The sequence below is a fragment of the Catenulispora sp. GP43 genome, assembly GCF_041260665.1.
Classification (GTDB): domain Bacteria; phylum Actinomycetota; class Actinomycetes; order Streptomycetales; family Catenulisporaceae; genus Catenulispora.
The window spans coordinates 78574-102431 of sequence record NZ_JBGCCT010000018.1 but is presented as its reverse complement, the minus strand read 5'-3'; the positions used below and the strand labels follow the sequence as shown (position 1 = coordinate 102431).

The following is a 23858-nucleotide window of genomic DNA, read 5'->3' as shown; positions in this document are numbered from 1 at the left end:
CGATCCAAGCTCGGGAGCACCCGGCCATGCGCCCGATCAGCAAGGAAGACCATGGAACAGATCACCTTGGGCGACGTCACCGTCGCTCGCGTCAAGGAGTACTACGGCTCAGTCGGGATGGCTCCGTCTGAGTTCTTCCCGGACTGCTCCGACGAGGCTTGGGGGCGGCACCGCCATGATCTGGTGCCGGATTTCTGGGACCCGGCGACCAACGAGTGCAACACGGCGCTCCAGTCCTGGGTGCTGCGCAGCGAGGGACGCACGATCCTCGTCGACACCGGCGTGGGCAACCACAAGGACCGGCCCTACGCGCCGGTCTGGAGCCGCCTGGACACCGACTACCTCGCCAACCTCGCGGCGTCGGGCGTCCGGCCCGAGGACGTCGACATCGTGGTCAACACCCACCTGCACATCGACCACGTCGGCTGGAACACCTACCTGGACGGCCGCACGTGGGTACCGACCTTCCCGAACGCCACCTACCTCATGCCGCGGCGGGACTTCGACTTCTGGAACCCGGCCAACGGTCATGAGCCGCGTCTGGGCCGTGGCAACCAGAACGTGTTCGAGGACAGCGTCGCCCCGGTGTTCCAGGCCGGGCTGGCCGAACTGTGGGACGGCTCCCACCGGATCGACGGGAACCTGCGGCTGGAGTCGGCACCCGGCCACACCCCGGGCTCGTCGGTCCTGACGCTGGAGTCGGGTCGTGATCGTGCGCTGTTCGTCGGGGACATGGTGCACACCGTGGCGCAGATCATGGAGCCGGACACCAATTCCTGCTTCTGCGAGGACCCGGTCCAGGCCCGGGCGACCAGGCACAAGCTGCTCGGCCGCGCCGCCGAGAGCAACGCCCTCGTCTTCCCCGCGCATCTGGGCGGCCACGGCGCGGCCGAGGTCGACAGGGACGGCTCGAAGTTCGCGATCAGGCAGTGGGCGGGATTCTCCCGGATCGCCTGAAGCACCCGAGACCGAAAGGAAAGGTTCGTTCCCATGCCCCAGTACTCACACCCAGTGGTCGAGACGCCCGCCGGTGTCGTGCGCGGTCTGCGCGACCGGTTCGGCGAGCTGTACCGGGCCATCCCGTATGCGATGGCCCCGCAAGGTGCTCGACGTTTCGCCGCACCGGTACCGCACCCCGGCTGGTCCGGGATCAGGAACGCCGTCGAGCCCTCACCGACGGCGCCACAGCCCGCCCGCCCCTTCGGCCGCCTCGACATGACGCCCTACTTCGGACCGGGCTGGGTGCCCGGTGAGGAGTACCTGACCGTGGACGTCCGGACCCCCGCGGCCGACGGCGGGAAGCGGCCGGTCATGGTCTTCGTGCACGGTGGCGGGTTCGTCAGCGGCTCCACCCGCGCCGCGCTGTACGACGGCAAGGCCTTCGCCCGCGACGGAGTCGTGCTGGTGACGGTGAACTACCGGGTCGGCATTCCGGGCTTCCTCGACCTTCCCGGGGCTCCCGCCAACCGCGGACTGCTCGATGTGCTGGCCGCGCTGCGCTGGGTGCGGGACACCATCTCCCCGTTCGGGGGCGACCCCGGCGCCGTCACCGTCTTCGGCCAGTCGGCGGGTGCGACGCTCGTCGGCGCACTGCTGGCGACACCGGAGGCGAAGGGCCTGTTCCGCCGCGCGATCGTCCAAAGCGGCAGTGGCACGGGTGCGTTCACCCCCGAGCAGGCCGAGCGGGTGACCGCGGCGGCGGCGCACGCGCTCGGCGTCCGGGCGAGTGTCGAGCAGTTCGCCGCGATCCCGGACGAGCACCTCCTCGGCATCCTGCCGGAGCTGACCGGACTCGATCTGCGCACGGCCACGGCCAGGGACCCGCTGCTCGGGTTGAGCCCGTTCAGCCTGGTCCTGCCCGTCCAGCCCGCTGAGGCGCTGGCCGACGGGCCGGGCGCGGAGGTCTGCGTGCTCATCGGCAGCAACACCGAGGAGGGGAACCTGTACCTCGTGCCGCAGGGGAAGCTGGAGTCCTCCACCGAAGCCGATGTCCTCACCCTCGCCGCAGCGGGGTACGCCGATCCCGCCGGCGCGGTCGCGGACCTCAAAGCAGCCCGCCCGAACGCCACTGCCGGTGAACTGCGCTCAGCGCTTCTCGGCGAAGCACTGTTCGGCACCGGCACCAGGAGTATGGCCGGGGCGCACTCTCGGATCTCGGGACGCCAGACATACGTCTACTCGTTCGCACAGCGCTCGACGGCTCTCGACGGCCGACTCGGGGCCACGCACACAAGCGAGCTGCCTTACGTATTCGACCTCGCCGACGAGCCATGGCTACACGGCGACAGCGGCCTGCTCGGCCCGGACACCGCACCAGCGGGTCTCGCCGAGGAGATGCACGGAGCGTGGGTCGCGTTCGCCCGCGACGGCAACCCCGGCTGGGCCGCCCACGATCCGGAACAACCGGTGGTGAAGGTCTTCGGGGGCTGACGCGCCCAAGCCCACGAAAGCCCACCCAAGGCCACCCAAGGCGCGGCACAGCGCCGAACTGTGCCACCCAGCCGATTCCGGCCGAAGCCGCCACCACCCCGGACAGGGGTGATGGCGGCGTCGGATGGCCGCTGTCTCCAGCCCGCCCTACCGGCAGCCCCGCTCAGCCGTGGCGACCCGCCCGGCGTAGCGCTGCGTCCAGCCGGCGACGGCGTCGACGGTCAGCACCACGTCGTAGTACCCCTGCTTCGTCGGCCACGTCACCGTCGAGGTGTGCCCGGGGGCCACCGTGACGTGCCGCGTCCCGCCGAGGAAGTCGTTGGCGGCGAGCGTGTACGTGATGCGCTTGGGCCCGTCGTTGTGCAGGGTCAGCTTCACCTCGCCGTGGTGGTGCGCGCCGTCGCCCGCGACCAGTTCCGCCTGGACGCGAGGCGGGTCGCCGAGCTGGCCCGCGAAGGAGCGGACGAAGCCGTCGTTGCAGTAGATCGAGAACGCGTACTTCCCATCGTTGGCCTTCGCGTCCCACGTGTACGTGCGCGACTTCTTCTCCGTCACCGTGAACGGTGTGCTGGAGAACGCCTCGTACTTGTCCGGGAACACCTGGAAGCTCAGAGCCTTGCCAACCGGGCCGCCCGCCAGAGTCATCGTGGCGGTGACGGTTCCCGCCTTGCGGTCCTCGGCGATGGTCGCGTGCGGCTGGAAGCTCAGGGGCCGCGGCGTCATGTCGTCGGCGGTGATCGACACCGGCGTCTCAGCGAGCGGGTCCGGGAAGGTGGCCGGTCCCGGGTGCGGGTGCGCGAAGTCGATCGCGCTGGTGAGGTCGCCGGCGATGGAGCGGCGCCAGTCGCTGATGTTGGGGCAGTGGAACGGCTTGCCCACCGAGGCCGCCCAGACTTCCAGGAACTTGATGGTCGAGGTGTGGTCGAACACCTCCGAGGCGACGTGGCCGCCGCGGGTCCACGGCGACACCAGCAGCATCGGCACGCGCGGGCCGAAGCCAAGCGGGTAGTCGCCGGCGTACTCGCGGGCCGTGCCCTGCTCCGGCCACGGCGGCAGGACGTGGTCGAACTTTCCGTCGTTCTCGTCGTAGTTGAGGATGAACAGGGTGTGGTTCCAGATGTCGGGGTTGCCCTGCAGGATGTCGAGGACCTTCTTGACGTAGCGCTCGCCGTGCATCGTGTCCGCGCCGGGGTGCTCGGACCAGCCGTAGGGTGCGACGATCCACGAGACGGCGGGCAGCGGGTGTTCCGCGCCGGGCTGGCAGGCGTCGTGGAGGGTCTTCAGGACCGCGTCGAGGTTCGCGTCGGAGTCGTTGTTCGGGGTGGTGGTGCCGGCGTAGTAGGTGGCGTTGCCGCGCCAGATCAGGCCGGTGCCGGGGCGCAGGCGCGGGTCGTCGGCGCTGAGGCCGGCCGGTTCGAAGCCCTTGAAGTACTTCAGTTCGTTGTCGCCGTAGTCGCCGATCCAGCTGCTGACGTAGCCCTGGCGGCCGTCGCCGCTGTTGTCGGAGAACAGCCGCCAGTCGATGCCGGCGTCCTGGAGCTGCTCGGCGACCGTGACCCAGGGGCGGGAGTAGTTGGACTCGTCGGTGTTGCCGGTCTCGCTGTTGGCGGTGCCGCTCCACAGATACTTGCGGTTGGGGTCGGTCGGCCCGAACTCGGAGCAGAAGTTCTGGTCGGCGATGGTGTACTGGGCCGCGACCGAGTGGTAGAAGCCCATGTAGGCGTCGCTGTGGTAGTTCATGCAGCTGGCGCCGCTGTGCTGCACCCACAGGTCCCACTTGCGGTGGTTCACATCGCCCCAGGCCCCGTGGTCGTTGCCCCAGGCGCCGTCGTCGGCCTGCGGGGAGACGATCTTGCCGGTGGCGTCCTTCTGCTGGAAGACGCTGGTGCCGTCCTGGAACCGCAGCGCCTGCTTGTCGCCGAAGCCGCGCACGCCGGGGAACGCGCCGAAGTAGTGGTCCAGGGACCGGTTCTCCTGCATCAGGATGACGACGTGCTTCAGGTCGGAGATGTCGCCGTTGAACCCGCGCGGCAGGCCCCTGCGGCTGGTAGCAGCGGCACTGGTGGCGCCGGTGGGGCCGGCGGCCCCGGTGGCCGCAGTGGCGTCGGCGGCCTCGGCGGTGCCCGAGCCGGTGAACCCGCTGAGCGCGAGCGTGCCGGCGACGGCCCCGGAGCCTTGGAGGAAGCGGCGGCGGCTGGCGCCGGCGGTCGGCTCGGAGCCGTCGTCGTGCGGTGAGTCGGGGGCGGGCGTATTCGGTATGTGCGTCATGGAATCTCCTGACAAGGTGCCGCGAGATAAAGCGCCAAAGTTGACTGTACAACTTCATCCAGTAGGCGCGTTGACCAAGGCTCTTCCGTGAACCGCGGATGACCGGGAACAGGAAGCTGGCCGAACGTTCGCGGACGCGGGACAGCCAGCGCCTATGATGCGGCCATGTCGCATACCCTGGTGCGTTGGCAAGACCTGACCCCGACACCGTGGAAGAACGGCGGCGGCGTGACGCGTCGGCTCGCGGCCGCCCCGGCCAGTGCGACGTTCGAGGACATCGACTGGTCGGTGAGCATCGCCGACATCGAAAAGGACGGGCCGTTCTCCGGCTTCACCGGCATTGACCGGGTCCTGATGCTGATCGGCGGCACCGAACTGATCCTCGACGTCGACGGGGCGGTCCACGGACTCGGCGTACTGGACAGGCTCGCCTTCTCCGGAGAAGCGACGACCAGCTGCCGCGTGCCCGCCGGCCCCGCCCGGGCGCTGAACCTGATGACGCGACGCGGGCGGGCGAGCGGCACCGCGCGTGCTGTGGACGTGACCGGGGCGTGCGGCGTGACAGTGCGAGAAGGCGAGGCGGCAGTGCTGGTCGTGCTGGCCGGCGAGCTGACTCTGGGCATGGGCACATGCACAGGCGCAGAAATCGGCGCGGCCCTGAACGTCCTGGACGGGATCGTCGCGGACGTGCCCACCACGATCGAAGTCGCGGGGACCGGCCTACTCGCCGAGCTCAGAATCGAAATCGAAACTTACTAGGACGAACCCTGAGTCGCCCGCAGCCTCAAACCGGCCAAGCCGCCAGCGCCATGTCGGCGACCCGCTGCAACTCCGCCTCGCTGGCGCCGTCGCGCGCCTGCGTGGACATGCCCTGGATCACCGCCGCGTAGAACGTCGCCAAAGCCGGGGCGTCCGTCTTCGCCGGCAGCGTGCCGGCTTCGACGTCGGCCGTGATGCGGTCGGCGATGGCCTGCTTCGTGTCCTCGCGGTAGGCGCGGAGTTCCTCGGAGACGTCCTGGGAGGCCTCGGAGGTGTTGGTGGCGCCGTCGATGACCAGGCAGCCGGGCGGGTGGCCGGCGCCGGTGTACTCGGTGGCGGCCAGGCGGAGCATGGTCTCCACCACGCCGCGTGCCGTGGGCTGGTCCAGCGCGCGCGAGCCGTAGTCGCCGTGGGTCTCGGCGTAGCGCTGGACGGCGGCGCTGAACAGCTTGCGCTTGTCGCCGAAGGCCGCGTACAGGCTCGGCGGGTTGATGCCCATGGCCTTGGTCAGGGTGGCGATGGACGTGGCCTCGTAGCCGTGGCGCCAGAACTCCATCAGCGCCGCCTCCAGGGCCCGGTCGCGGTCGAAGCCGCGGGGGCGGCCCTTGGTGGCGGTGGTCGCGGTGCTCATGTCCTTCATTCTATAGCGATCGCTAGGAAACGTGGTACCGTACTTTCTGTATCGACCACTACAGAACTGTGGAGGGACCTCCCATGCGCGCTGTCACCCAGGACTCGTTCGGCGACCCGTCCGTCCTGCACACCGTCGAGATGCCCAAGCCCACCCCGCTGCCCTCCGAGGTCCTGGTCCGCGTGCACGCCACCGGCATCAACCCGGTCGACGCCATGGTCCGCTCCGGCGCGTTCCCGATGCTCGGCCAGCCGCCGTTCGTCCTCGGCTGGGACATCTCGGGAGTCGTGGAGGAGGTGGTGCCGGGCGTGACCCGCTTCCAGGCCGGGGACGAGGTATTCGGCATGCCGTTCTTCCCGCGCGCCGGCAACGGGTACGCCGAGTACGTAGCCGTCCCCTCCCGCCAACTGGCCCGCAAACCGGCCGCGATCGACCACGACCACGCCGCCGCCCTGCCACTGGCCGGCCTCACCGCCTGGCAGGCGCTCGCCGACGCCGCCGAGGTCGGCGCGGGCGACCGGGTCCTGATCCACGCCGGCGGCGGCGGGGTCGGGCACCTGGCGGTGCAGATCGCCAAGGCCCGCGGCGCACACGTGGTGGCCACCGCCAGCGCCGCCAAGCACGACTTCGTCCTCGGACTCGGCGCCGACGAGGTCGTCGACTACCGCGCCGTGGACATCACCGAGGCGGTCCGTGACATGGACGTCGTCCTGGACACCGTCGGCGGAGCCGTGGGACGCCAGTCGATCGAGGTCCTGCGTCCCGGCGGCCTACTGGTCACCATCGTGGACCGCATGGACGCCGAGCTGCGGGCCGCGACCATCGACGCCGGCCGCCGCTTCGCGGGCCTCACTGTCGAGCCGGACCACGTCGGGCTCGAAGCCCTCGCCGCGCTGGTGGAGGAGGGCAAGCTGCGGCCCTACGTCGAGCACTCCCTGCCGCTGGACGACGCCGCCAAGGCGCACGAGCTCATCGAATCCGGCCGCACGCAGGGCAAGATCGTCCTGACCGTGTGAGGTGCCGGCGCAGCGCCCTCACGGCGCCCCAGAGGGCTGAACCGCATCATCGCAGCCACGGGGGACAGGCCGGCCGGAGGGTCTGTATGCTCTGGCGATGTCCGAAACCGTGCCGTCGCGACGCCCGCGACGCCCGCGAATACGGCGGCGTTGGCTCGCGATCGGCACTGCCACGGTCGTCATCCTCGGCGTCGGCGGGTTCGGGTTCTTCGTGGTGCTCAACCACTTCGGTGCGACCGTCCAGCGCTACCTGCGTACTGTGGGCTCAGGGGACTTCGCAAAGGCCTGCGACATGCTGACAAGCTCCGGGCAGGCGAAGCTGATCGCGCAGGAGCGGGCCACCACATGCGAGTCCGCCGTCGAGCACTGGCGCGGGACTCTGAGCCGCCCGCGACCAGCTGAGTGTCGGGCTTGCGAATGACCGACGGGGTAGACGCCCAGCGGACCGGGCCCACAGGCCCGGTCCGCTGTTGTGCGTGATGTTGGCGCCCTAGGGGCGGTGTATCAGTATCAGTAGGAGAACTGCTCGATCTGGCTCCAGCCGGGCCCGTAGGTGTACCCGGTCCGGGTCTTCGGGTCGATCTGGATGTCCGGCTCGGCGGTGAAGGACAGCGGGCCGCCGAAGCCGTGGGTGAACTCGAAGGCGGACAGGGTCTTCAGGACCTTGCCGGTGTCGGTGTCCACCACGTCGATCTGGCCGCGGGAGTTGCTGTCGGTCAGGATCCCGCCGGGGTGGCCGTACACCGACAGCGGCTGCGGGCTGGCGTAGGCGATCAGCGCCACGTGGTGCGCGCTGTCCAGGGCCACGGCGCCGGCCATCTGCTGGCGCAGGGTGCCGCCGCCGGTGTCGGTCAGGGTCTTCTCGTCGATCATGTGCAGGGTGAGGTGGCTCAGGAAGTTGACGCTGAAGCTCGCGTAGTTCAGCAGCACGCTCTTGGAGCCGTCCTGCGACGAGGCGAAGTTGGTGCCGCACGACGGGTTGGACGCGGAGGACAGGCTGACCGCGCTGGTGGCCTCGCTGATGTCGATCACCGCGTTCGCCGCGGCGCCGAAGCACAGCGAGCTGTCGGCCAGGTGCGCGAGCTGGACGGTGCCGGTGCCGGCGTCCACGTCGATGCCGTCGTAGTAGGCCCGGCCGGCCTTCGCGGTGGCGTCCGGCTCGACCGGGGTGCCCGGCTTGCCGGTGGTGACGTCGAGGTTGAGCAGCTCGTCGTGGTAGTCGGACTTGACCCACTGGAGCACCCACGCCTTGTGCGTGGCGGCGTCCACCCGGCCGCCGATCACCAGGCCCGGGGTGTTCTGCACGGCCTGCGGCGTGCCGACCAGGCTGCCGTCGGTCAGGTTGCGCACTTCGAGCTGGTAGGAGTCCTGGTTCAGGGTGTGCATCAGGACCACGCGGTGCGCCGAGTCGTCCACGCCGATGAGCGCGTACGGTCCGGCCTGGGTGGTGTCGGAGGTGATCACCGATCCGTACGTCCCGGTGGCCGGGTCGTAGTGCCGGACGGACTCGCCGGCGTCGGCGGCGTCGGTCACCACGGCGACCGAGTCCGCGCCCTTGGCGGCGAAGTCCACGACCGCGCCGCCGGCCGGCGGCACGCCGTCGTCCACGACCAGGGTCGAGGACGGCGAGGCCTGGCCCGCGGCCTTGCCGTCGCGGCCCACCGGCACCACCCGCACGTTGTACTGCGAGGCGGTGGCCAGGCCGAGCTTGAGCGCGTCCAGCGTCACCACCCCGGAGCTCCACGGGAGCCGCTGGTAGAGCACCGAGCCGGCGTCGAAGCCGTCGCCGTCCCGGGCGGTGCCGTTCTGCGCGGTGAAGGTGTTCAGCGAGTTCCACAGCGTCGGCGCGCCGGCGGAGATCTCCAGCATCGCGCCGTCGGCGCCGGGCACCGAGTCCACCGAGTAGCGCACGCTGAACGTCGACGCCTTGCGCGAGACCTCGGCCTGGTGGCCGAACGCGGCGGAGTCGCCGTGGCGCGCGGCGCCGGCAGCCAGGGTCGGCGCGTCGGCGCGGCGGTCGGCGGTGAAGCCGGAGACGCGGATCGGCGCGGACTCGCTGTAGACCGGGAACTGCGGGTTGGAGTTGTCCTGGATGATCGTGATGCCGTAGATGCCGCCGCCGGAGGCGAACGCCGAGGCGGGGATCTTCACGTCGCCGGAGGTGCCGGTGAGCGGTGTGGTCCAGGCGTTGTTGTAGAGCGGCGCGAGCAGCGGGCTCCAGTGGCCGACGGTCGAGACCGTGAGGGTCGGCTTCTTGACGGTGCGCACGCCGGTCAGGTCGTAGTGCACGGTCACGTCCTGGCCCGCGGCGACGGTCGCCGGGGCGGTCGGCGCCTGGCCTTCCATGTAGGTGCCGTCGGTCGCGCTGAGGGTGATGGACTGGGTGATCGAGGCGGTGGACCGGCCGTGGTTCAGGACGTCGAAGCGGACTGAGACCGTGCGCGGGGTCGTGGAGACCACGGGAAGCCCGGCGGCGGTCAGCAGCTGCGTCGGGGTGAGGCGGATCGCCGGGGTGTCGGAGTCGAAGGTCTTCGAACCGACGGTCAGCCGGTAGCGCGCGCCGTGTCCGGCGTTGACCACATCGGCGGCGAAGGTGATCGGGCCGACCAGTCCCTCGCCGGTCTTCTCGTTGCGGCCGTCGGTCGGGCCGGCCAGGTCGATGGAGGTCGGGTCGGTGTTCTCCAGGAACTCCCCGCCCTCCTCGCCCAGCAGCTGGTGGTGCTGGACGCCGAGGCGGACGATCTTCGTCGGGCCGCTCTTGGCGTCGGTGGCGTCGGTGGTGGCGGTGGCGTCAGTGGTCGCGGTGCTGTTGACCACGGCGTCGGTGGCGTCCTCGTGGCGCGCCGACAGCAGCCGCTCGACCGCGGCGGTGACGTCCACCTGCGGGCCGACGTTCAGGCTCCGGTCGATCTGAGACGGCGTGGCCACCGGGCGCGCGGTGTGCACCAGCAGGTCCCTGATCTGCTCCGGCGTCAGGGCCCGGCCGGTCAGCTTCGCGGCGGCGTCGACCACGGCCGCCGAGGCCGCGATCTCCGGGGCCGCGGCCGAGGTGCCGCCGGTCAGGCTGACGGCGACGTTCGTCGCCGTCATGCCCTCGCCGTGGTAGAACGCCGGGATGTTGTCGCTGGGCGCCGACAGGTTGATGCGCGAGCCCATCCCGGAGGAGAAGTCGCCGCTGCCGCTGATCCGGGTCTCCGCGACGGTCGCCGGGCCCGCGGTGCCGGCGGCCAGCGTGTCGTCGGTGGTGGTGCCGCCGGCGGCGATGGCGCCGCTGTCCTGGACCTTCGAGGGGGTCGTGGACATCGAGTCGTCGTCGATGGTGGTCGCCTGGTGCGCGGAGTGCGCCAGGTCGGTCGGCGTGCTGCCGCCGTCCGGGCCGACCGCGGTCGGGGTGTACAGGCGGGTGCCGTCGTTGGCCGCGATGGAGACGGTGATGCCGTACTGGTGCACGATCTGGGCGACGGTGGCCTCGATCGTCGGGTCGTCCTCCAGGTAGCGCCCGGGGAAGCCCTGGCTGTCGGTCCCGAAGCCGAGGCTGGCGTTGATCACGTTCGGCCGCGGGTTCTGGCGCGCGGCGGCCAGCAGCGCGACCCGGATCTGGTCCGGCGTCGGGGCCGAGGGCACGACCAGCCGGTACTGCGCGCCGGGGGCCACGCCGAGCAGGTCGGTGAAGCCGCTGCCGGTGTTGGACGGGCGCTGGCTCTGGTGCGGCAGCGGGGCCATCACGCTGAAGTCGAGCATGATCTCGCCGTTGGACGGGTCCTGGTTCTCCGTGGAGCCCAGCGGGTTCAGGTGCCCGGAGGTGTCGGCGACGTAGGTGGGGATCAGCGGCATGGACGGCATGTCCAGGTAGCGCTGGCCGCCCTGGACGACGGTGGTCGGACCGTACTGCTGGACGTACCCGTCGCCGGCGTCGGCCATCGACTGGTCGGTGAGGTCGCCGACGCAGACGTTGGTGATGATCTCGCCCTGCCCCGGCAGCTTGCCGTAGCGGGTGGCCAGGTCGCTGTAGGCGCCGAGGGCGTCGACGCCGCCGGAGTTCATCCAGCTCTCCAGCGAGGAGGAGATGCCGTAGTTGTCCGGCAGGCCCGACGTGTTCGCCGCGTTGAGACGCTTGGTGACGGTGGCGGCGTCGGACTTGGCGGCGGCGACCAGCGAGGCGGGGATCTGGGTGCGGTCGCTGATCATGCTGCTGACGGTGTGGCCGGGGGCGGCCGCGGTGCCGGCCTTGGCACCGGCGGTGGAGCCGGCGGGGACCGGGTGGTCGGCGCTGTTCCAGCTCTCGCCGAAGACCGAGGCCCCGCCGGACCCGAAGGCGTAGGTGGGCCGGCTCGGGACGGTCGGGGCGCCGGGGGTGGTGGCACCGGTGGCGGCGCTGGCGGTGCCGAGCGTGCCGGCGGCCAGCGTGGTGCCTGCTATCAGGGCCGTGACCAGGCGTATTCGCCTTCTTGCACTGTGCATTTGGTCCTCACGCGCTTCAGTATATGAACGGTGGGGAACAACCTGGCAGCGGGGCGGGGGATGGCACAAGATGGCCAGCGGGGCGTATTCTCGCCACTCGGCGTACTTACGCCAGCGGTCTTGAATAAGGGGGCTGACGTGCTGGAATCGGTCGGTCTGCCGGAGCCGTGCGGCACCGTGTACTCAGCACTCGTTGAGCATCCGGAGTCCGGCGCGGCGCGTTTGGCGGAGGTCACGGGCCTGCCGCTGACCAAGGTACGCGGCGCACTTGATCGCTTGACCGCCGAGGGGATGGCCAGCCGGGCCCCCGGCCGCGCGGCGGTGTGGTTCGCCTCGGCACCGGACGTCGCGATCGGCTCGCTGGTCGGCCGCGCGGAGCAGGAGCTGGTGCGCGTCAGGTCCTTGATGAACGAGCTCATGGACAGCTACCGCGAGGCGGCCCGCTACACCGACCCCTCGCTGTCGGTCGAGGTGGTCCGCGGCCACGAGGAGATCAGCCGCCGCTTCGAGCACCTGCAGACCGAGGCCCGCCACCAGATCCGCGGCTTCGACCGACCGCCCTACCTCGACGCCCCCGGCACCAACCACGACCGGGAAGCGGGCCGCGCCCGCTCCGGCCTGAACTACCGCGTCATCTACACCCGCGCCGCCCTGGCCTGGCCCGGCCGCCTCAGCCAGGACATCAGGCCCTCGCAGACCTTCGAGCACGCCCGCACCCGCCCCACGCTGCCGATCAAGATGGTGATCAGCGACGACCGCCAGGCCCTGATCCCGATCAGGGACCCGGAGGAGGCGCTGACCACCGCGTACGTGATCCACCCCTCCTCGCTCCTGGACGCGCTGATCGCGCTGTTCGAGGCCGAGTGGCGGCTGGCCCTGCCGATCCCGCAGGCCGCCGGGGCCGGACCGGACGAGGAGACCCGCTCGCTGCTGTTGCTGCTGGCCTCCGGGCAGACCGACGAGGCCATCGCCCGCGCTCTGGGCTGGAGCTTCCGCACCACGCAGCGGCGGGTCCAGGCCCTGATGCGCAGCCTGGACGCGACCACGCGGTTCCAGGCCGGGATGGAGGCGCGGGGGCGGGGGTGGGTGTGAGGGGGGCCGGTTCCGGTTCCACCATCTCGGAAAGGGCTGTCGTTCACTGCCCGAGAAGGCGGTAGCGGAGGTGTACGACCCCGTTTCGGAACCGGCGCTCGTCGAGGAGCTCGAGGTCGGCGCGCACGCCGGTCGGCAGCCCCGGCTTGCCCCCGCCGACGACGATGGGCAGGACGAGCAACCGGCACTCGTCGACGAGCCCGGCCTTGAAGGCCTGGGTCGCGAGGTTGGCGCCTCCCACGAGGAGATCGCTGCCGGCCGTGGCCTTCAGTTCGCGTACTGCGGCGGGGTCGAATCGGCGTTCCAGCCGGGTGTCGGCGGTTGGCACCGCGTCGAGGGTCGTGGAGTACACGACTTTGCTCGCCGCCTGCCAGGCGCTCGCGAAGTCGGCCATGAGGCCGGACTTGGCGGCCAGGGCGGGGTCGGTCTCCCAGACGGCCATCGCCTCGTACAGGCGCCGTCCGTAGAGAAACGTGCCCGCAGACCGCAGGAGGTCGGTGGTGAACGCGAAGACCTCGTCGTCGACGGGGAACCAGTCGAACGCGCCGTGTTCGTCCTCGATGTAGCCGTCGAGCGACATGTTCGTCACGTAAATCAGCTTTGCCATGCCTCTGCCTCTCGGTGATGGGCTTCAGCAGCCTGGATGTTCATCAGCGCGGCGTCCAGCTTGGTGAACGCTTGGCGCCAACCCTCCTCGCTGGGGTGCGCCAGATGTTCGGGGAGCCACTGGCGGATCTCCAGGCGCGTCCGTCCGTCAGCCTCGTCGTGGAACTCGACCCGCAGCCTCGTCGCGAACGGCTCGATGCCCTCCGGCAGCCGGCCGCTGACGTGCATGACGCCTTCGAGCAGTTCGCCGTCGGCGACGTCGGTGAGGTCGACGTGGACGTGCACGCGAAGCTCGGGTTCGGCCGCGTTGACCTCCGTCCACCGTTGAAAGCCGCCGGGGCGCACGTCGAACTCGATCTCATCGCGCGGCAGCGAGTTGCCGATCGGGCCCCACCACGCCGCCAGGTGGTCGGGATCGGTGAAGGCCCGGTAGACGAGCTGACGCGGCGCGTCGAACACGCGGGAGATGGCGAGCTGCGGGGTTTCGGTGTTCATTCGAGCTCCTTGGAGTCCTCGGCAATCCGGCCTGTCGCCTGTTCGGCGGCCTGTTCGGCGGCCTGTTCGGCGGCCTGCACCGCGGCGAGGTGGGCGTCGAGGCGGGTGAGGGACGAGTCCCAGAACTGCCGGTAGCGTTCGATCCAGTCGGCCGCCTCGCGCAGCGGGGCAGCCTCGAGGCGGCTCGCGCGCCACTTGCCCGACCGCGACCGCGAGATGAGCGCGGCGCGCTCGAGCACTTTCAGGTGCCGCGACACCGCCGGCATCGAGATCGACAGGGGAGCGGTGAGCTCGGTGACCGTGGCGTCGCGAGTGGCCAACTCGGCGATGATCGCCCGCCGAGTCGGGTCGGACAGCGCCGAGAACACCGCGCTGAGCTGATCGGTGGCAGCCACTGGGAGCCCCCTTTCACTTAACCAATATGTTAAGCGTATGCAGGTGCGAGTGACGGTGTCAACGGATGAGTGGCCGGGCAGGGATCACGGTGGCGGACGTGGACGCCTCTCACCTGCGGGCGATGAAGGGCCGACCGGCCACCGGCCCGTCCCCGGTCGACCTGATTCCAGTCCTAAGCCGGGCAGGTGCTGCCTAGGAAGGCGGGCTTAAGAGTTGCCGCATCAGGCTTCATCCATTCGCGTCAGAAAGCTCAGAATCGCCTCTGCCGCCGCCTGCGGCTGATCCTGCACCAGGAAGTGCTTCGCCTCCGCGATGGTCTGCCGCTCGACGTGGTCGGCGACCTGCGTGATCGAGGCATGGGAGAGGTCACCGAACCCCTTCTCGGCTGCGAGCGAGAGCACCGGGAGGGTGAGCGCTTGCACGGCGAGCTTCTCGCGATTGACTTTCGCGTCGTCGAAAAGCGTCCGGTAATACTTGAAGCTCGCCACGAGACCGCCCGCCTCGTAGCTGCGCGCGTATTCGTCGATATCGGTCTGCGTCAGCGCGTCCCGGTGCAGCGTGCCGCGACGGTAGAAGTACTCGATGAAGGCTCGCTCTCGCCCGGCGACCAGCATCTCGCTGATCCCCTCCGCCATGTTGAACCCCACGTGCCAACTGCCGCCGTGAGCCACGTCCATCGACGCTTCGAGGCCGAACCCCGGAACTGCACTCTCAATGAAGGTGAAGTCGCGCACATCCGCCGGAAAGCTCGCCGCATAGGCAAAGCCCACGGGCCCGCCCATGTCCTGGGTGACGAGGTGAATGCGGCCGAATCCCAGCGAACGCATCAGCTCGTGCAGATCGGTTGCGACCGTCACCTTGTCGTAGCCGCCGACGGGACGCTCCGAATCGCCGTAGCCGCGCATGTCAGGCGCGACCACCGTGTACCGGGCCGCCAGCACCGGAATGACCTTGCGCCACGCGTACCAGGTCTCGGGCCAGCCATGCAGGAGGAGCACCGGATCGCCGCTGCCGGCGATCACGTAGTGGAGCCGCACACCGTTGACCGTCGCAGAGCGCGACGTCGCCCCATCCGGCATCGGCGCGCGCGTGCCGGGCCGGCCGCTACCGGGCTGCACGGGTATTCCCGGACAGCGTCACCATCATGTCGGCTGCAACTGTGCGGCACGTCATCAGCATGTCAGCACTACCCCCCCATGGCACGTCGATGCATGAAATCATCGTCGCCGAGCATAGTAGAGCCGGCCGGGCTCGGTTTCTCTGCCGCAGAGGCTGGACTCGAAGCTGGGCTCTGTGTGTCATCTGGCGTTGAAGGTCTCGCGGTAGGTCCGTGGGGGTACTCCGACGTGTGCTTTGAAAAGCGTTCGGAAGTTGGCCGGGGTACCCAGCCCGCAGCGCCGTGCGATGGCTTCAATGGTCAGGTCGGCGGCTTCCAGGAGTTCGCGGGCGAGGGCGAGCCTTGCGTCGAGCAGCCAGCGCATGGGCGGTTGGCCGGTGTCGGTGTGGAAGCGGCGGATCAGGGTGCGGCGTGACATGCCGGCCTGCCGTGCCAGCTGGTCGACGGTGAGCGGCTGGTTCAGGTTCTCCAGGGCCCATTGGTAGATCGGCGCCGGTCCGTCGGGGTGGTCGGGGAGCACTGGCAGGTCGATGAACTGTGCCTGGCCGCCCGGGCGGTGTGGGGCCGCAACCAGCAGGCGGGCCCGCTGGTTCGCCAGGCGGGCGCCGTGATCGCGCCGGACGACGTGCAGGCACAGATCCAGGCCCGCACTGACTCCGCCGGAGGTCAGCACGTCCCCGTCATCGATGTACAGCTCCCGCGGCTGCACGATCACCTGCGGGTACTGCTGGGCGAGCTTCGCGGCGTACCGCCAGTGCGTGGTGGCCCGGCGGCCGTCGAGCAGGCCGGCGGCGGCGAGGGCGAATGCGCCCGAGCAGATGGAGATCATCCGGGTTCCCCGGGCCGCCGCTTGCGCGAGCGCTGTGGTGACCGCGGCGGAGGGGGTGTCGGGTTCCAGGTAGCCCGGGACGATGACGGTGTCCGCGGTCGCGAGGGCGTCCAGCCCTTCAACGACGGACATCACGTGGCCGCCATGCATCGGGACGGGGCCGGGCTTCTCCGTGCACAGCGTCAGCGTGTACGGCCCGTCCCGCCAGCTGCCGAAGACCTGCAGCGGGATTCCGATGTCGAGCGCGAGGACGTTCTCGAGCGCCACGACGACCACGTGGTGGGTGCCACCTGACGCCTGACTGCCCATGGCACGATTCTATCGCTACATGGCATCCATGCCACTCACCGCCTCATCCGGGCCGTGCCTAAGGTCGACTCAAGGCCGAGCACACCGCTACCGAAAAGGGGCAGATGGCATGAGCATCAACCTGGATACGGCCCAAGCCGTGATCGATAAGGCACGGGCCCACTCGGCGGCGATCGGCGTGCCGATGAACATCGCCGTGGTCGACGCCGGCGGGCACCTGCTCGCCTTCGCCCGCATGGACGGGGCGATCCTCGGCTCGATCGACATCGCCCTGGCCAAGGCGAAGACCTCGATCCTGTTCAACGGCCCCAGCGAGAACCTGTGGGAGTTCTGCAAGCCCGGCGGCCCGGCTCCCGCCACCGAACTCACCAACGGCGGCCTGATCCCCTACGCGGGCGGACTGCCCGTGCGTGATCAGAACGGCACGTTGATCGGCGCCGTCGGCGTGTCGGGCGGCATGCCCGCCCAGGACGGCGAGGTCGTCCGCATCGCACTCGGAGAGGACGCACGATGAAGAAGATCCTGATCACCGGAGCGGGCACCGGCCTGGGCCGCGGCACCGCCATCGGCCTGGCCCGGGCCGGGCACCGGGTCATCGCCGCCACGGAGCTGTGGTCGCAGGTGAGCGAACTGCGAAGGCACGTGGAGGACCTCGGCCTGCAGGACCGGGTCACGGTCGACAAGCTCGATGTCCTGGACGCCCGCGACATCGCGGCCGTCGGCGACTGGGACTTCGACACCTTCGTCAGCAACGCCGGGATCGGCGAGTGCGGACCGATGGCGGAGATCCCCGTCGACCTGGTCCGGCGCACCTTCGAGACGAACGTCTTCGCGAACCTGGAACTTACTCAGCGGATCGTCCGCAAGTGGGTGGACGCCGGCACCGCGGGCCGCATCCTGATCGTCAGCTCGATGGGCGGCATGCTGACCGCCTTCGGCCTGGGCGCCTACTGCGCGAGCAAGCACGCGCTCGAGGCGATCGCGGCGAGCCTGCGCGACGAGCTCGCGCCGAACGGGATCACCGTGCAGACCATCAACCCCGGTGCGTATCGGACCGGGTTCAACGACCGCATCGCGGATACGACCTTCCGCTGGCTGGACGACACGGTCAACTTCAACCGGACCAAGGACGTCAAGGCCGGCTTCGCGGAGATCCTGGCCGACCAGTACGACCCGCAGGACATGATCGACAAGATGGTCGAGATCATCGGCGCCGACCGCGGCAAGTACCGGAACGTCTGGCCGCCGGCGACCGAGGAGCTGATCAAGCAGGTCCAGGAAGCGGCTTGGACTCGCACGGTGCCAACCACGTGAACTCCGCCGAGGCCAGGAACAAGGAAACATCATGAGCACCGACGCAGCGCGGTCCGTCTTCGAGCGGCTCGACCTGCCCGACACGCCTCTAGCCTGGGACGCCTATCTCCATGCGGCCCAGGAAACGGCCGCCTTCGTCCACCACCACAGCGTGCGCAGCTACGTCTTCGCCCGAGCCCACGCCCGGAACCGAGACCTGCGCCCGGGCAGCGACTACGACGACGAACTGCTGTTCGCCAGCTGCATGCTGCACGACATCGGGCTGAGCGAACAGGGCAACGGAGATCAGCGCTTTGAAGTCGACGGTGCCGACGTCGCAGCAGCCTTCCTGCGCGAGCGCGGCGTCGAGGAACACCGCATCGCCATCGCCTGGGACGCCATCGCCCTGCACACCTCGGAAGGCATCGCCTCGCGAAAATGCACAGTGGTGGCGCTGACCCAGGCCGGCATCGCCACCGACATCCTCGGCGCCCAGCGTGAGAGCCTTCCGGCCGGCCTCGCCGACGAAGTACACGCCCTGCTCCCGCGCATGGATCTGGCCTACGCCCTCAGCGACGCCATCCTCAACCAAGCCAAGGCGAACCCACAGAAGGCGTCGCCGATGACCTTCCCCGGCGAGCTCCTTCGCAGCCATCTGCCTTACGGCGCACACCCGGCCGACACCATCAACACCCTCGCCTCCCACCGTGCCGCCGACGGCATCGAGTTGAACCAGGACCAGCTCACGCGGCACGGCGACCTGACACCGGCCGTAGGAGCGCGACACGATGAGACGAACATGGCCTTCATCGACCGCTGACCAAGCTCTCGACACGCGACAGACCCCGCCGGACAGCCCCGCGACGGCGGCGGCACGACTGAAAGAAGGCACGATGCAGATCGGCGCCGTCTACCCGCAGATCGAACTGCGCGGAGACCCGAACGCGGTTCGCCTGATCGGGCGAGCGGTCGAGGACTTGGGCTTCGACTACCTGCTTGCCTACGACCACGTGCTCGGCGCCGTACACACCGACCGGAGCCCGGTGCTCACCGGCCCGTATACCGAGCGCGACCCGTTCCACGACCCGCTGGTCATGTTCGCTCATCTGGCCGCCATCACCGAACGCATCGGGTTCGCCACCGGGGTCCTGATCCTGCCCCAGCGCCAAACCGCGCTGGTGGCACGGCAGGCCGCCGACGTCGACCTGCTCTCCGGCGGCCGACTGCGCCTGGGCGTGGGGGTCGGCTGGAACCACGTCGAGTACCAGGCCCTCGGGCAGGACTTCCGCACCCGCGGCGCGAGGCAGGAAGAGCAGATCGGCCTGCTGCGCCGGTTGTTCACGGAACCCGTGGTCGACTACTCGGGGCGTTTCGACCGGATCGATCGCGCCGCACTCGTGCCCAAGCCGACCCGGCCCGTTCCGATCTGGCTCGGCGGATCCAGCGAAGCCGCGTTCGAGCGAGCCGCGCGGCTCGCGGACGGCTTCATCTTCTTCGGCGCCGGCGGCATCGAGCACGCCATCGACGCCTGGAGCCGACTGCGCGACCGCCTCGACGCCCTCGACAGGTCGGTACACGACTTCGGCGCGGAGCTCGTGGCACTTCCCGGCAATGATCCAACCGACCTGCCCGCTCAGCTCGACGCCTGGCGCGAGGCAGGCGGCACCCACGCCTCGATCGCCACGATGGGCCTCGGCCTGGACAACGCGAAAGCCCATGTCGACCACCTCGCCTCGGTCGCGCACACGCTCAACCTCACGTGACTACAGCGCACCGGGGGCTTGTCTCTGGAGCAGGGACACTGAAGATCCACCATCTTGTAGTGGCTGCTCAGCGTGCTGGTGTGGCAGGGTTCGTGGGTGCTCGCGCTGGTGGTGGGCGGGTGTCTGTGAGTACTTGTCGCTCGCACCTGCGCCTCCGGAGGCGCAGGTGGGCGGCCGGTCGGTGCTGCTGATTCCGGCCCGTGCCGGCGATCTCGACGCCGAGGCGCTCCCGCCGGACTACCAGCGGATCTTGGCTATTGTGCGCGAGGCGGCCGGGCCGGTGAAGATCAAGCAGGTCGGCGAGGTGCTCGGCCTGCCGGTGGAGGTTCGGGGCACTGGAGCCGCTGCGCGCGAAGCTGACCAAGCTCGCCGATCGTGGCTGGCTGCGCTGGCATCCCGGTGAGTCCGCGTCCCACCCGCCACAGCATTACCATAGGCGTCAGAGACGGCTCCGATCCTGTGAGAGTGGATCGGAGCCGTCCTCGTCAGGCGGTCAAGGGGTCACGGCTGGACGTCGCTGGTCGAAGCGGCGTAGCTCATCCGATGAAGCTCATCCAGAGACCGGGGTCCGTGCCGGGGCCGGTGAGCGTCCGCGGGTCCTTGTAGCTGGACCACTCGTTGCCTTCAGCCTTGGGGTACGAGAACCCAGTTCCAGTCATGCCCTGGCGCAGCGGAGCGACTTTGGCGACGTCTCCGCCGATCGCGGCGGCGTACGCTGCGGCATCGCCCTTGGCGGCGACGAACATCAGCGGGCTGCCGGCCGTACCACCCGGGACCGTGCCCAGGCTCGGGACATCGATGAACATCGGCAGCGTGGCGCCGGCCGGCAGCGTCACCAGCAGTTCGCCATTGTTCGTCTTGTGCGAGACCTGCGCGTTCGAGTCCATGCTCAGCAGCGATCCGTCGAACGACACAGTGTTGTCGGCCTCCGGGTAGACGACCGCGATCGACTCCGAACCGTCGGCGTTGCGCTCGGCCCAGTTGAAGCCGTAGTCGGGACCGTAGGAGACGGCGCCGGCCTGCGCCAGCAGATCGTCGACCGAGGCACCACTGGGGCCGTGGAACACTACAGCCTCCATCCCCTTGTCGCAGGGGCCAGTGGATTTGGCGGCCTTCGGGTTCAGATAGACCACGGCTACGCGGCTGCGGCCGTCGTCGTCGGCCATCTCGACCTTGGCGGCGTTTGCCGGGACCAGCGCCTCGGCGCGCGCGAGGACCGCGCCGACGAAGTCGTTGTCGCCCGCCAGGCTGCCGCGCGGCGACATCGGCACCCGGTTGACGTCGCCAATGAACGTCTTGCCGTTGTCGGTGGCGCAGTCCGCGTTGAGGTGCGGCGCCGGCGGTGTCGGGACCGGGAGCGGCTGGAGCAAGGGCTTGGGAGTCGGAGTCGGTGCGGTCGTGGTCACGGCCCTCGGCGCCGCGCCCCCTATGCCGGCAGCAGGGCCGATCGACCCTTCTTTTCCGGTCGAACCGCCGTTCCCGCCGGCGCCGAACGCCACGCCGAGCGTCACCCCGCCGGTCAACGCCAGCGCGGTGGTCGTGGTCACGACCCGTCGCCGCCGAGCGGCCGCCGCGCGGAAGTCCTGCCGCATCCGCCCGACAGGGGTGCCGGCGCCGAATTCTGCTTCGGCTAGCCCGGACAGCAACCCTTTGATCTCTTCTTCGAATCTGTTCTCAGACATGCGCGTTCCCCAATCGCCCCGCCACACTGACGGGATCGGTCTGCTTGCCTTGGGCCGGCGCCCCCAGCACCTCGCGCAACCGGGCCAGCCCCCGTGACGACTGGCTTTTGACGGTCCCGACGGACTTGCCGAGGACGGCTGCGGTCTCGGCCTCGCTGAGCTCCTCGTAGAAGCGCAGGACGATGACCGTCCGCATGCCGGTCGGCAGCGTCGCCAGCGCCCGCCACACCTCGTCCGAGCGGTCGACGTCCGCATGCGCGTCACGCGTCGTCGGCCGATCCGGGACGTTGCTGTAGAACGAGACATTGCGGTCCTTCAGCCGCCGCCACCGAGAGTTCGCCAGGTTCACGATGATCTTGCGGACGTAGGCCTCCGGCTGCTCGCGCCGCTCAATCCGCCGCCAGTTGCGATAGGCCTGGAACAGCGCGTCCTGGACGAAATCCTCTGCCAGCCCGTGGTCGCCGGTGAGCAGGAAGGCGACCCGGAGCAGACCGCGCCGTCGACCCGTCACAAACTCCCAGAACTGCGCTTCCTCGTGCTCCGTCAAAGCCATGCCGCCCCCGGCCTCCTTGTCGTCCCGTCCGAACGCGAGCGCGCTGCGCGCGATCCGGCCGTGCCCGAGATCGGCCGGGCACATCCCTTAGAGGTCGGTTCCCAGCGAAAGGTTGAGACCCAGTTCCGCCAACCGATGGACGTCAGACGGAACCACCACGACCCGCCCTGACGAACGATCGAGACCGCAGCCAGCCGCCCACGACCAGCACGAGCAACGACGAACGCTGTCACACATGCTCTTGAACAGCCGTTTCAGGACTGGTCGCAGTGATAGTAACCGAGCAGCGTCAGGGGACCTGCCGTAGAGGTACAAGCCACGCTCGTCGAGGATGTCCGGATCCAGCCGCCCGACGGCTCTCGCGGGTGGTGGGGTGCGCGATCTCCTTCACATGTCCAGGCCGATGTCAGCAGTGGGCGTCGAGCAGCAGATGAGGGCGCTTCCCGCGGCTGGGGGTTCCACCGGCTCCGGCGAGTAGTCGACGCGGCCCATGACGAGTGCGGTTTCACAGGTGTGGCACACGCCCGTGCGGCAGGACCAGCGCACGGGCACGTCGCAGGCTTCTGCGAGTTCGAGCAGGGTCCCGTACTCCGGGTGCCAGGGGATGGTCAGGCCGCTGCGGACGAAGGACACCGATGGCCCCGGTCGTCCGCCGGGAACACGCGGCGGCTGGTGGGGCGCCGGGACGGGTCCGGCCACGACGCCGGGAGTGATGGCGGACTCGGCCCCGAAGATCTCGGTGCGGATCCGCGAGGCCGACAGGCCGCAGGCCCGCAGCGCTTCGGCCATGTCCGCCATAAAGGATCCCGGACCGCAAAGATAGGCATCAGCGTCCTGGGGCGGCCTCAGGTCGCGGATCCGCTTGAGATCGAATCGTCCGGCGAACGTGTAGTCGACGCCTGGGCGATCGGTGTTGCGCGGAGTGCTGTAGGAGACGATTGATCGGCTGGCGGGAAGCCGGGTGAGCAGCGTGCGCACTTCCTCGGCGAACGGATGGTTCTCGCCGTCTCGGGCCGCGTGCAGCCACCAGACTGCGCGCGGCGAATGCCGTGCGGCCAGGGCTTGGAGCATCGCCAGGACCGGGGTGGCGCCGACACCGGCGGACAGCAGCAGAACCGGGGTATCAGCATCCTTCAGGAGGAACGTGCCCCGTGGAGCGGCCACATCGAGAGTGTCGCCGACTTTTGCGTGCTGACGCAGGTAAGTACTGGCGACGCCGTGCGGCTCCTGCTTGACGCTGATGCGGTACGTCTCGGCGCCCGGCCGGCCGGAGAGTGAGTAGTTGCGGATGACCGGTGGTCCGTGCGGGTCCGGCTGCAAGCGGATCCCGAGGTACTGGCCGGGCAGCGCGGCCGGGAGCGGCTTGTGGTCGGCCGAGGCCAGGGTGAGTGAGAAGATGCTCGCGCTCTCCGTTTCGATGCCGACGATCGACTGCGGACGGAACCCGGGCCAGGCCGGTGGGGGAGTGGTGGTCGTCAGACCGCTGTTACCGCTCTGGGCCCCGGAGCCGCGGTCCGCGTCGTCGAGCAGGGCCCGAAACGATGTCTGCCAGCCAGGGCTCAGTGCGGGGACACGCAGGGCCCTTTCGAGTTCCGGCTTGGGGTGGCCTGGCAGGTAGAGCAGGGCGTCGGTCTCCGCGACGGTCATCGCCTCGGGGCCGGAGGCGATCTTCACGATCTCATCCCCGGCCCGCACTCGCCCCTCCGTCAACACGCGCATGTAGAAGCCCGGGCGGTGGTGGGACACGAGCAGCGCGGCCATCTGCGGCTCCCCGAGCCGCAGGCCCACGCGATAGCACGTCACGCGGGGCTGGGTGACCTCGAACACCGCGTCCCCGATCCGGTAGCGGTCGCCGATGCAGACCTCGTCGTCGGCCAGTCCGTCCACGGTGAAGTTCTCGCCGAACTGCCCGTGGACGAAGTCGTCCCGCTTCATGTACCGCTGCCAGTGGCGGTAGGAATCCAGCTGGTAGACCAGGACGGCACGCTGTTCGCCGCCGTGTCCGGCGAGGTCGCCCTGTCCGTCGCCGTCCAGGTTGAGCCGCCGCACCCGCACCGGCCCGGTGACGGGCTGCTTCCAGATGCCCGTGTGAACGGTCGTGCCGCGCCAGGCGATGTCCTTGGGCAGGCCGACGTTCACCGAGATCAGCGTGGCCATA

The 23858-nt window shown here is 69.8% G+C and carries 22 protein-coding genes; 11 read left to right on the top strand and 11 right to left on the bottom strand.

What is annotated here, in order from left to right:
* Positions 1 to 51: 51 nt before the first annotated feature.
* Both ABH926_RS31580 and ABH926_RS31575 read left to right on the top strand, forming a co-directional pair.
* The gene (locus ABH926_RS31580; RefSeq protein WP_370369546.1) at positions 52 to 957 is read left to right on the top strand and encodes an MBL fold metallo-hydrolase; all 906 of its coding nucleotides are present in this window, start codon (positions 52 to 54) and stop codon (positions 955 to 957) included.
* A 33-nt stretch (positions 958 to 990) separates the two neighbouring features.
* Positions 991 to 2430 (top strand): carboxylesterase/lipase family protein, encoded by a 1440-nt coding sequence (locus ABH926_RS31575; RefSeq protein ID WP_370369545.1) that lies wholly within the window; start codon positions 991 to 993, stop codon positions 2428 to 2430.
* 147 nt (positions 2431 to 2577) lie between these two features.
* On the opposite strand, the gene ABH926_RS31570 is transcribed toward ABH926_RS31575, so the two are convergent.
* The gene (locus ABH926_RS31570) at positions 2578 to 4698 is read right to left on the bottom strand and encodes an alkaline phosphatase family protein (protein ID WP_370369544.1); all 2121 of its coding nucleotides are present in this window, start codon (positions 4696 to 4698) and stop codon (positions 2578 to 2580) included.
* A 165-nt stretch (positions 4699 to 4863) separates the two neighbouring features.
* Between ABH926_RS31570 and ABH926_RS31565 the strand changes: the two genes are divergently transcribed.
* Complete coding sequence (locus ABH926_RS31565; RefSeq protein WP_370369542.1) at positions 4864 to 5457, top strand: HutD family protein; 594 nt, start codon at positions 4864 to 4866, stop codon at positions 5455 to 5457.
* Positions 5458 to 5482: 25 nt separating this feature from the next.
* On the opposite strand, the gene ABH926_RS31560 is transcribed toward ABH926_RS31565, so the two are convergent.
* Entirely contained in the window at positions 5483 to 6088 is a 606-nt protein-coding gene (locus tag ABH926_RS31560; RefSeq protein ID WP_370369541.1) for a TetR/AcrR family transcriptional regulator, read from the bottom strand.
* A gap of 83 nt (positions 6089 to 6171) precedes the next feature.
* Between ABH926_RS31560 and ABH926_RS31555 the strand changes: the two genes are divergently transcribed.
* Positions 6172 to 7104 carry an NADP-dependent oxidoreductase gene (locus ABH926_RS31555; RefSeq protein WP_370369540.1) on the top strand — a complete coding sequence of 311 codons (933 nt, stop codon included), beginning with the start codon at positions 6172 to 6174 and terminating at the stop codon, positions 7102 to 7104.
* Between the two features lie 97 nt (positions 7105 to 7201).
* On the top strand, positions 7202 to 7525 hold the full coding sequence (locus ABH926_RS31550; RefSeq protein ID WP_370369539.1) for a hypothetical protein: 324 nt from the start codon (positions 7202 to 7204) through the stop codon (positions 7523 to 7525).
* Positions 7526 to 7614: 89 nt separating this feature from the next.
* On the opposite strand, the gene ABH926_RS31545 is transcribed toward ABH926_RS31550, so the two are convergent.
* Positions 7615 to 11565: a peptidase S8 gene (locus ABH926_RS31545; protein ID WP_370369538.1), complete on the bottom strand. Its 3951-nt coding sequence runs from the start codon at positions 11563 to 11565 to the stop codon at positions 7615 to 7617.
* A 138-nt stretch (positions 11566 to 11703) separates the two neighbouring features.
* On the opposite strand from ABH926_RS31545, the gene ABH926_RS31540 reads away from it, so the two are divergent.
* Positions 11704 to 12657, top strand: a complete 954-nt coding sequence (locus ABH926_RS31540) for a helix-turn-helix domain-containing protein (RefSeq protein ID WP_370369537.1) — start codon at positions 11704 to 11706, stop codon at positions 12655 to 12657.
* A gap of 43 nt (positions 12658 to 12700) precedes the next feature.
* On the opposite strand, the gene ABH926_RS31535 is transcribed toward ABH926_RS31540, so the two are convergent.
* From ABH926_RS31535 to ABH926_RS31515, 5 genes are all read right to left on the bottom strand, one after another.
* Positions 12701 to 13264 (bottom strand): dihydrofolate reductase family protein, encoded by a 564-nt coding sequence (locus ABH926_RS31535; protein WP_370369536.1) that lies wholly within the window; start codon positions 13262 to 13264, stop codon positions 12701 to 12703.
* Positions 13252 to 13758, bottom strand: coding sequence for an SRPBCC domain-containing protein (locus ABH926_RS31530; protein ID WP_370369535.1), 507 nt, complete (start codon positions 13756 to 13758; stop codon positions 13252 to 13254). Before ABH926_RS31530 ends, ABH926_RS31535 begins: the two co-directional genes overlap by 13 nt.
* Complete coding sequence (locus tag ABH926_RS31525) at positions 13755 to 14153, bottom strand: ArsR/SmtB family transcription factor (RefSeq protein ID WP_370369534.1); 399 nt, start codon at positions 14151 to 14153, stop codon at positions 13755 to 13757. Before ABH926_RS31525 ends, ABH926_RS31530 begins: the two co-directional genes overlap by 4 nt.
* A gap of 222 nt (positions 14154 to 14375) precedes the next feature.
* Positions 14376 to 15272: an alpha/beta fold hydrolase gene (locus ABH926_RS31520; RefSeq protein ID WP_370369533.1), complete on the bottom strand. Its 897-nt coding sequence runs from the start codon at positions 15270 to 15272 to the stop codon at positions 14376 to 14378.
* A gap of 180 nt (positions 15273 to 15452) precedes the next feature.
* The gene (locus tag ABH926_RS31515) at positions 15453 to 16409 is read right to left on the bottom strand and encodes a GlxA family transcriptional regulator (protein ID WP_370369532.1); all 957 of its coding nucleotides are present in this window, start codon (positions 16407 to 16409) and stop codon (positions 15453 to 15455) included.
* 109 nt (positions 16410 to 16518) lie between these two features.
* Here ABH926_RS31515 and ABH926_RS31510 point away from each other — a divergent pair, with 109 nt between their 5' ends.
* The 5 genes from ABH926_RS31510 (at position 16519) to ABH926_RS31490 (ending at position 19868) form a co-directional block, all read left to right on the top strand.
* Complete coding sequence (locus tag ABH926_RS31510; RefSeq protein ID WP_370369531.1) at positions 16519 to 16923, top strand: heme-binding protein; 405 nt, start codon at positions 16519 to 16521, stop codon at positions 16921 to 16923.
* Entirely contained in the window at positions 16920 to 17723 is an 804-nt protein-coding gene (locus tag ABH926_RS31505) for an SDR family oxidoreductase (protein ID WP_370369530.1), read from the top strand. Before ABH926_RS31510 ends, ABH926_RS31505 begins: the two co-directional genes overlap by 4 nt.
* A gap of 31 nt (positions 17724 to 17754) precedes the next feature.
* The gene (locus ABH926_RS31500; RefSeq protein WP_370369529.1) at positions 17755 to 18522 is read left to right on the top strand and encodes an HD domain-containing protein; all 768 of its coding nucleotides are present in this window, start codon (positions 17755 to 17757) and stop codon (positions 18520 to 18522) included.
* 73 nt (positions 18523 to 18595) lie between these two features.
* Positions 18596 to 19465 (top strand): LLM class F420-dependent oxidoreductase, encoded by an 870-nt coding sequence (locus ABH926_RS31495; protein ID WP_370369528.1) that lies wholly within the window; start codon positions 18596 to 18598, stop codon positions 19463 to 19465.
* A gap of 181 nt (positions 19466 to 19646) precedes the next feature.
* Positions 19647 to 19868, top strand: a complete 222-nt coding sequence (locus tag ABH926_RS31490; RefSeq protein WP_370369527.1) for a hypothetical protein — start codon at positions 19647 to 19649, stop codon at positions 19866 to 19868.
* A 133-nt stretch (positions 19869 to 20001) separates the two neighbouring features.
* Here ABH926_RS31490 and ABH926_RS31485 read toward each other — a convergent pair whose 3' ends face one another.
* The 3 genes from ABH926_RS31485 to ABH926_RS31475 all read right to left on the bottom strand — a co-directional run bounded on the left by ABH926_RS31485 (position 20002) and on the right by ABH926_RS31475 (position 23857).
* Positions 20002 to 21147, bottom strand: a complete 1146-nt coding sequence (locus ABH926_RS31485) for a hypothetical protein (RefSeq protein WP_370369526.1) — start codon at positions 21145 to 21147, stop codon at positions 20002 to 20004.
* Positions 21140 to 21784 (bottom strand): SigE family RNA polymerase sigma factor, encoded by a 645-nt coding sequence (locus tag ABH926_RS31480; protein ID WP_370369525.1) that lies wholly within the window; start codon positions 21782 to 21784, stop codon positions 21140 to 21142. The genes ABH926_RS31485 and ABH926_RS31480 overlap by 8 nt, the downstream gene beginning before the upstream one ends.
* 303 nt (positions 21785 to 22087) lie before the next feature.
* On the bottom strand, positions 22088 to 23857 hold the full coding sequence (locus ABH926_RS31475; RefSeq protein WP_370369523.1) for an MOSC domain-containing protein: 1770 nt from the start codon (positions 23855 to 23857) through the stop codon (positions 22088 to 22090).
* Position 23858 lies beyond the last annotated feature (1 nt).

Coding starts and splice junctions, on each gene's coding strand:
- ABH926_RS31580 (WP_370369546.1), top strand. CDS start 52: ATGGAACAGATCACCTTGGGCGACGTCACCGTCGCTCGCGTCAAGGAG.
- ABH926_RS31575 (WP_370369545.1), top strand. CDS start 991: ATGCCCCAGTACTCACACCCAGTGGTCGAGACGCCCGCCGGTGTCGTG.
- ABH926_RS31570 (WP_370369544.1), bottom strand. CDS start 4,698: ATGACGCACATACCGAATACGCCCGCCCCCGACTCACCGCACGACGAC.
- ABH926_RS31565 (WP_370369542.1), top strand. CDS start 4,864: ATGTCGCATACCCTGGTGCGTTGGCAAGACCTGACCCCGACACCGTGG.
- ABH926_RS31560 (WP_370369541.1), bottom strand. CDS start 6,088: ATGAGCACCGCGACCACCGCCACCAAGGGCCGCCCCCGCGGCTTCGAC.
- ABH926_RS31555 (WP_370369540.1), top strand. CDS start 6,172: ATGCGCGCTGTCACCCAGGACTCGTTCGGCGACCCGTCCGTCCTGCAC.
- ABH926_RS31550 (WP_370369539.1), top strand. CDS start 7,202: ATGTCCGAAACCGTGCCGTCGCGACGCCCGCGACGCCCGCGAATACGG.
- ABH926_RS31545 (WP_370369538.1), bottom strand. CDS start 11,565: ATGCACAGTGCAAGAAGGCGAATACGCCTGGTCACGGCCCTGATAGCA.
- ABH926_RS31535 (WP_370369536.1), bottom strand. CDS start 13,264: ATGGCAAAGCTGATTTACGTGACGAACATGTCGCTCGACGGCTACATC.
- ABH926_RS31530 (WP_370369535.1), bottom strand. CDS start 13,758: ATGAACACCGAAACCCCGCAGCTCGCCATCTCCCGCGTGTTCGACGCG.
- ABH926_RS31515 (WP_370369532.1), bottom strand. CDS start 16,409: ATGGGCAGTCAGGCGTCAGGTGGCACCCACCACGTGGTCGTCGTGGCG.
- ABH926_RS31510 (WP_370369531.1), top strand. CDS start 16,519: ATGAGCATCAACCTGGATACGGCCCAAGCCGTGATCGATAAGGCACGG.
- ABH926_RS31505 (WP_370369530.1), top strand. CDS start 16,920: ATGAAGAAGATCCTGATCACCGGAGCGGGCACCGGCCTGGGCCGCGGC.
- ABH926_RS31500 (WP_370369529.1), top strand. CDS start 17,755: ATGAGCACCGACGCAGCGCGGTCCGTCTTCGAGCGGCTCGACCTGCCC.
- ABH926_RS31495 (WP_370369528.1), top strand. CDS start 18,596: ATGCAGATCGGCGCCGTCTACCCGCAGATCGAACTGCGCGGAGACCCG.
- ABH926_RS31485 (WP_370369526.1), bottom strand. CDS start 21,147: ATGTCTGAGAACAGATTCGAAGAAGAGATCAAAGGGTTGCTGTCCGGG.
- ABH926_RS31480 (WP_370369525.1), bottom strand. CDS start 21,784: ATGTGCCCGGCCGATCTCGGGCACGGCCGGATCGCGCGCAGCGCGCTC.
- ABH926_RS31475 (WP_370369523.1), bottom strand. CDS start 23,857: ATGGCCACGCTGATCTCGGTGAACGTCGGCCTGCCCAAGGACATCGCC.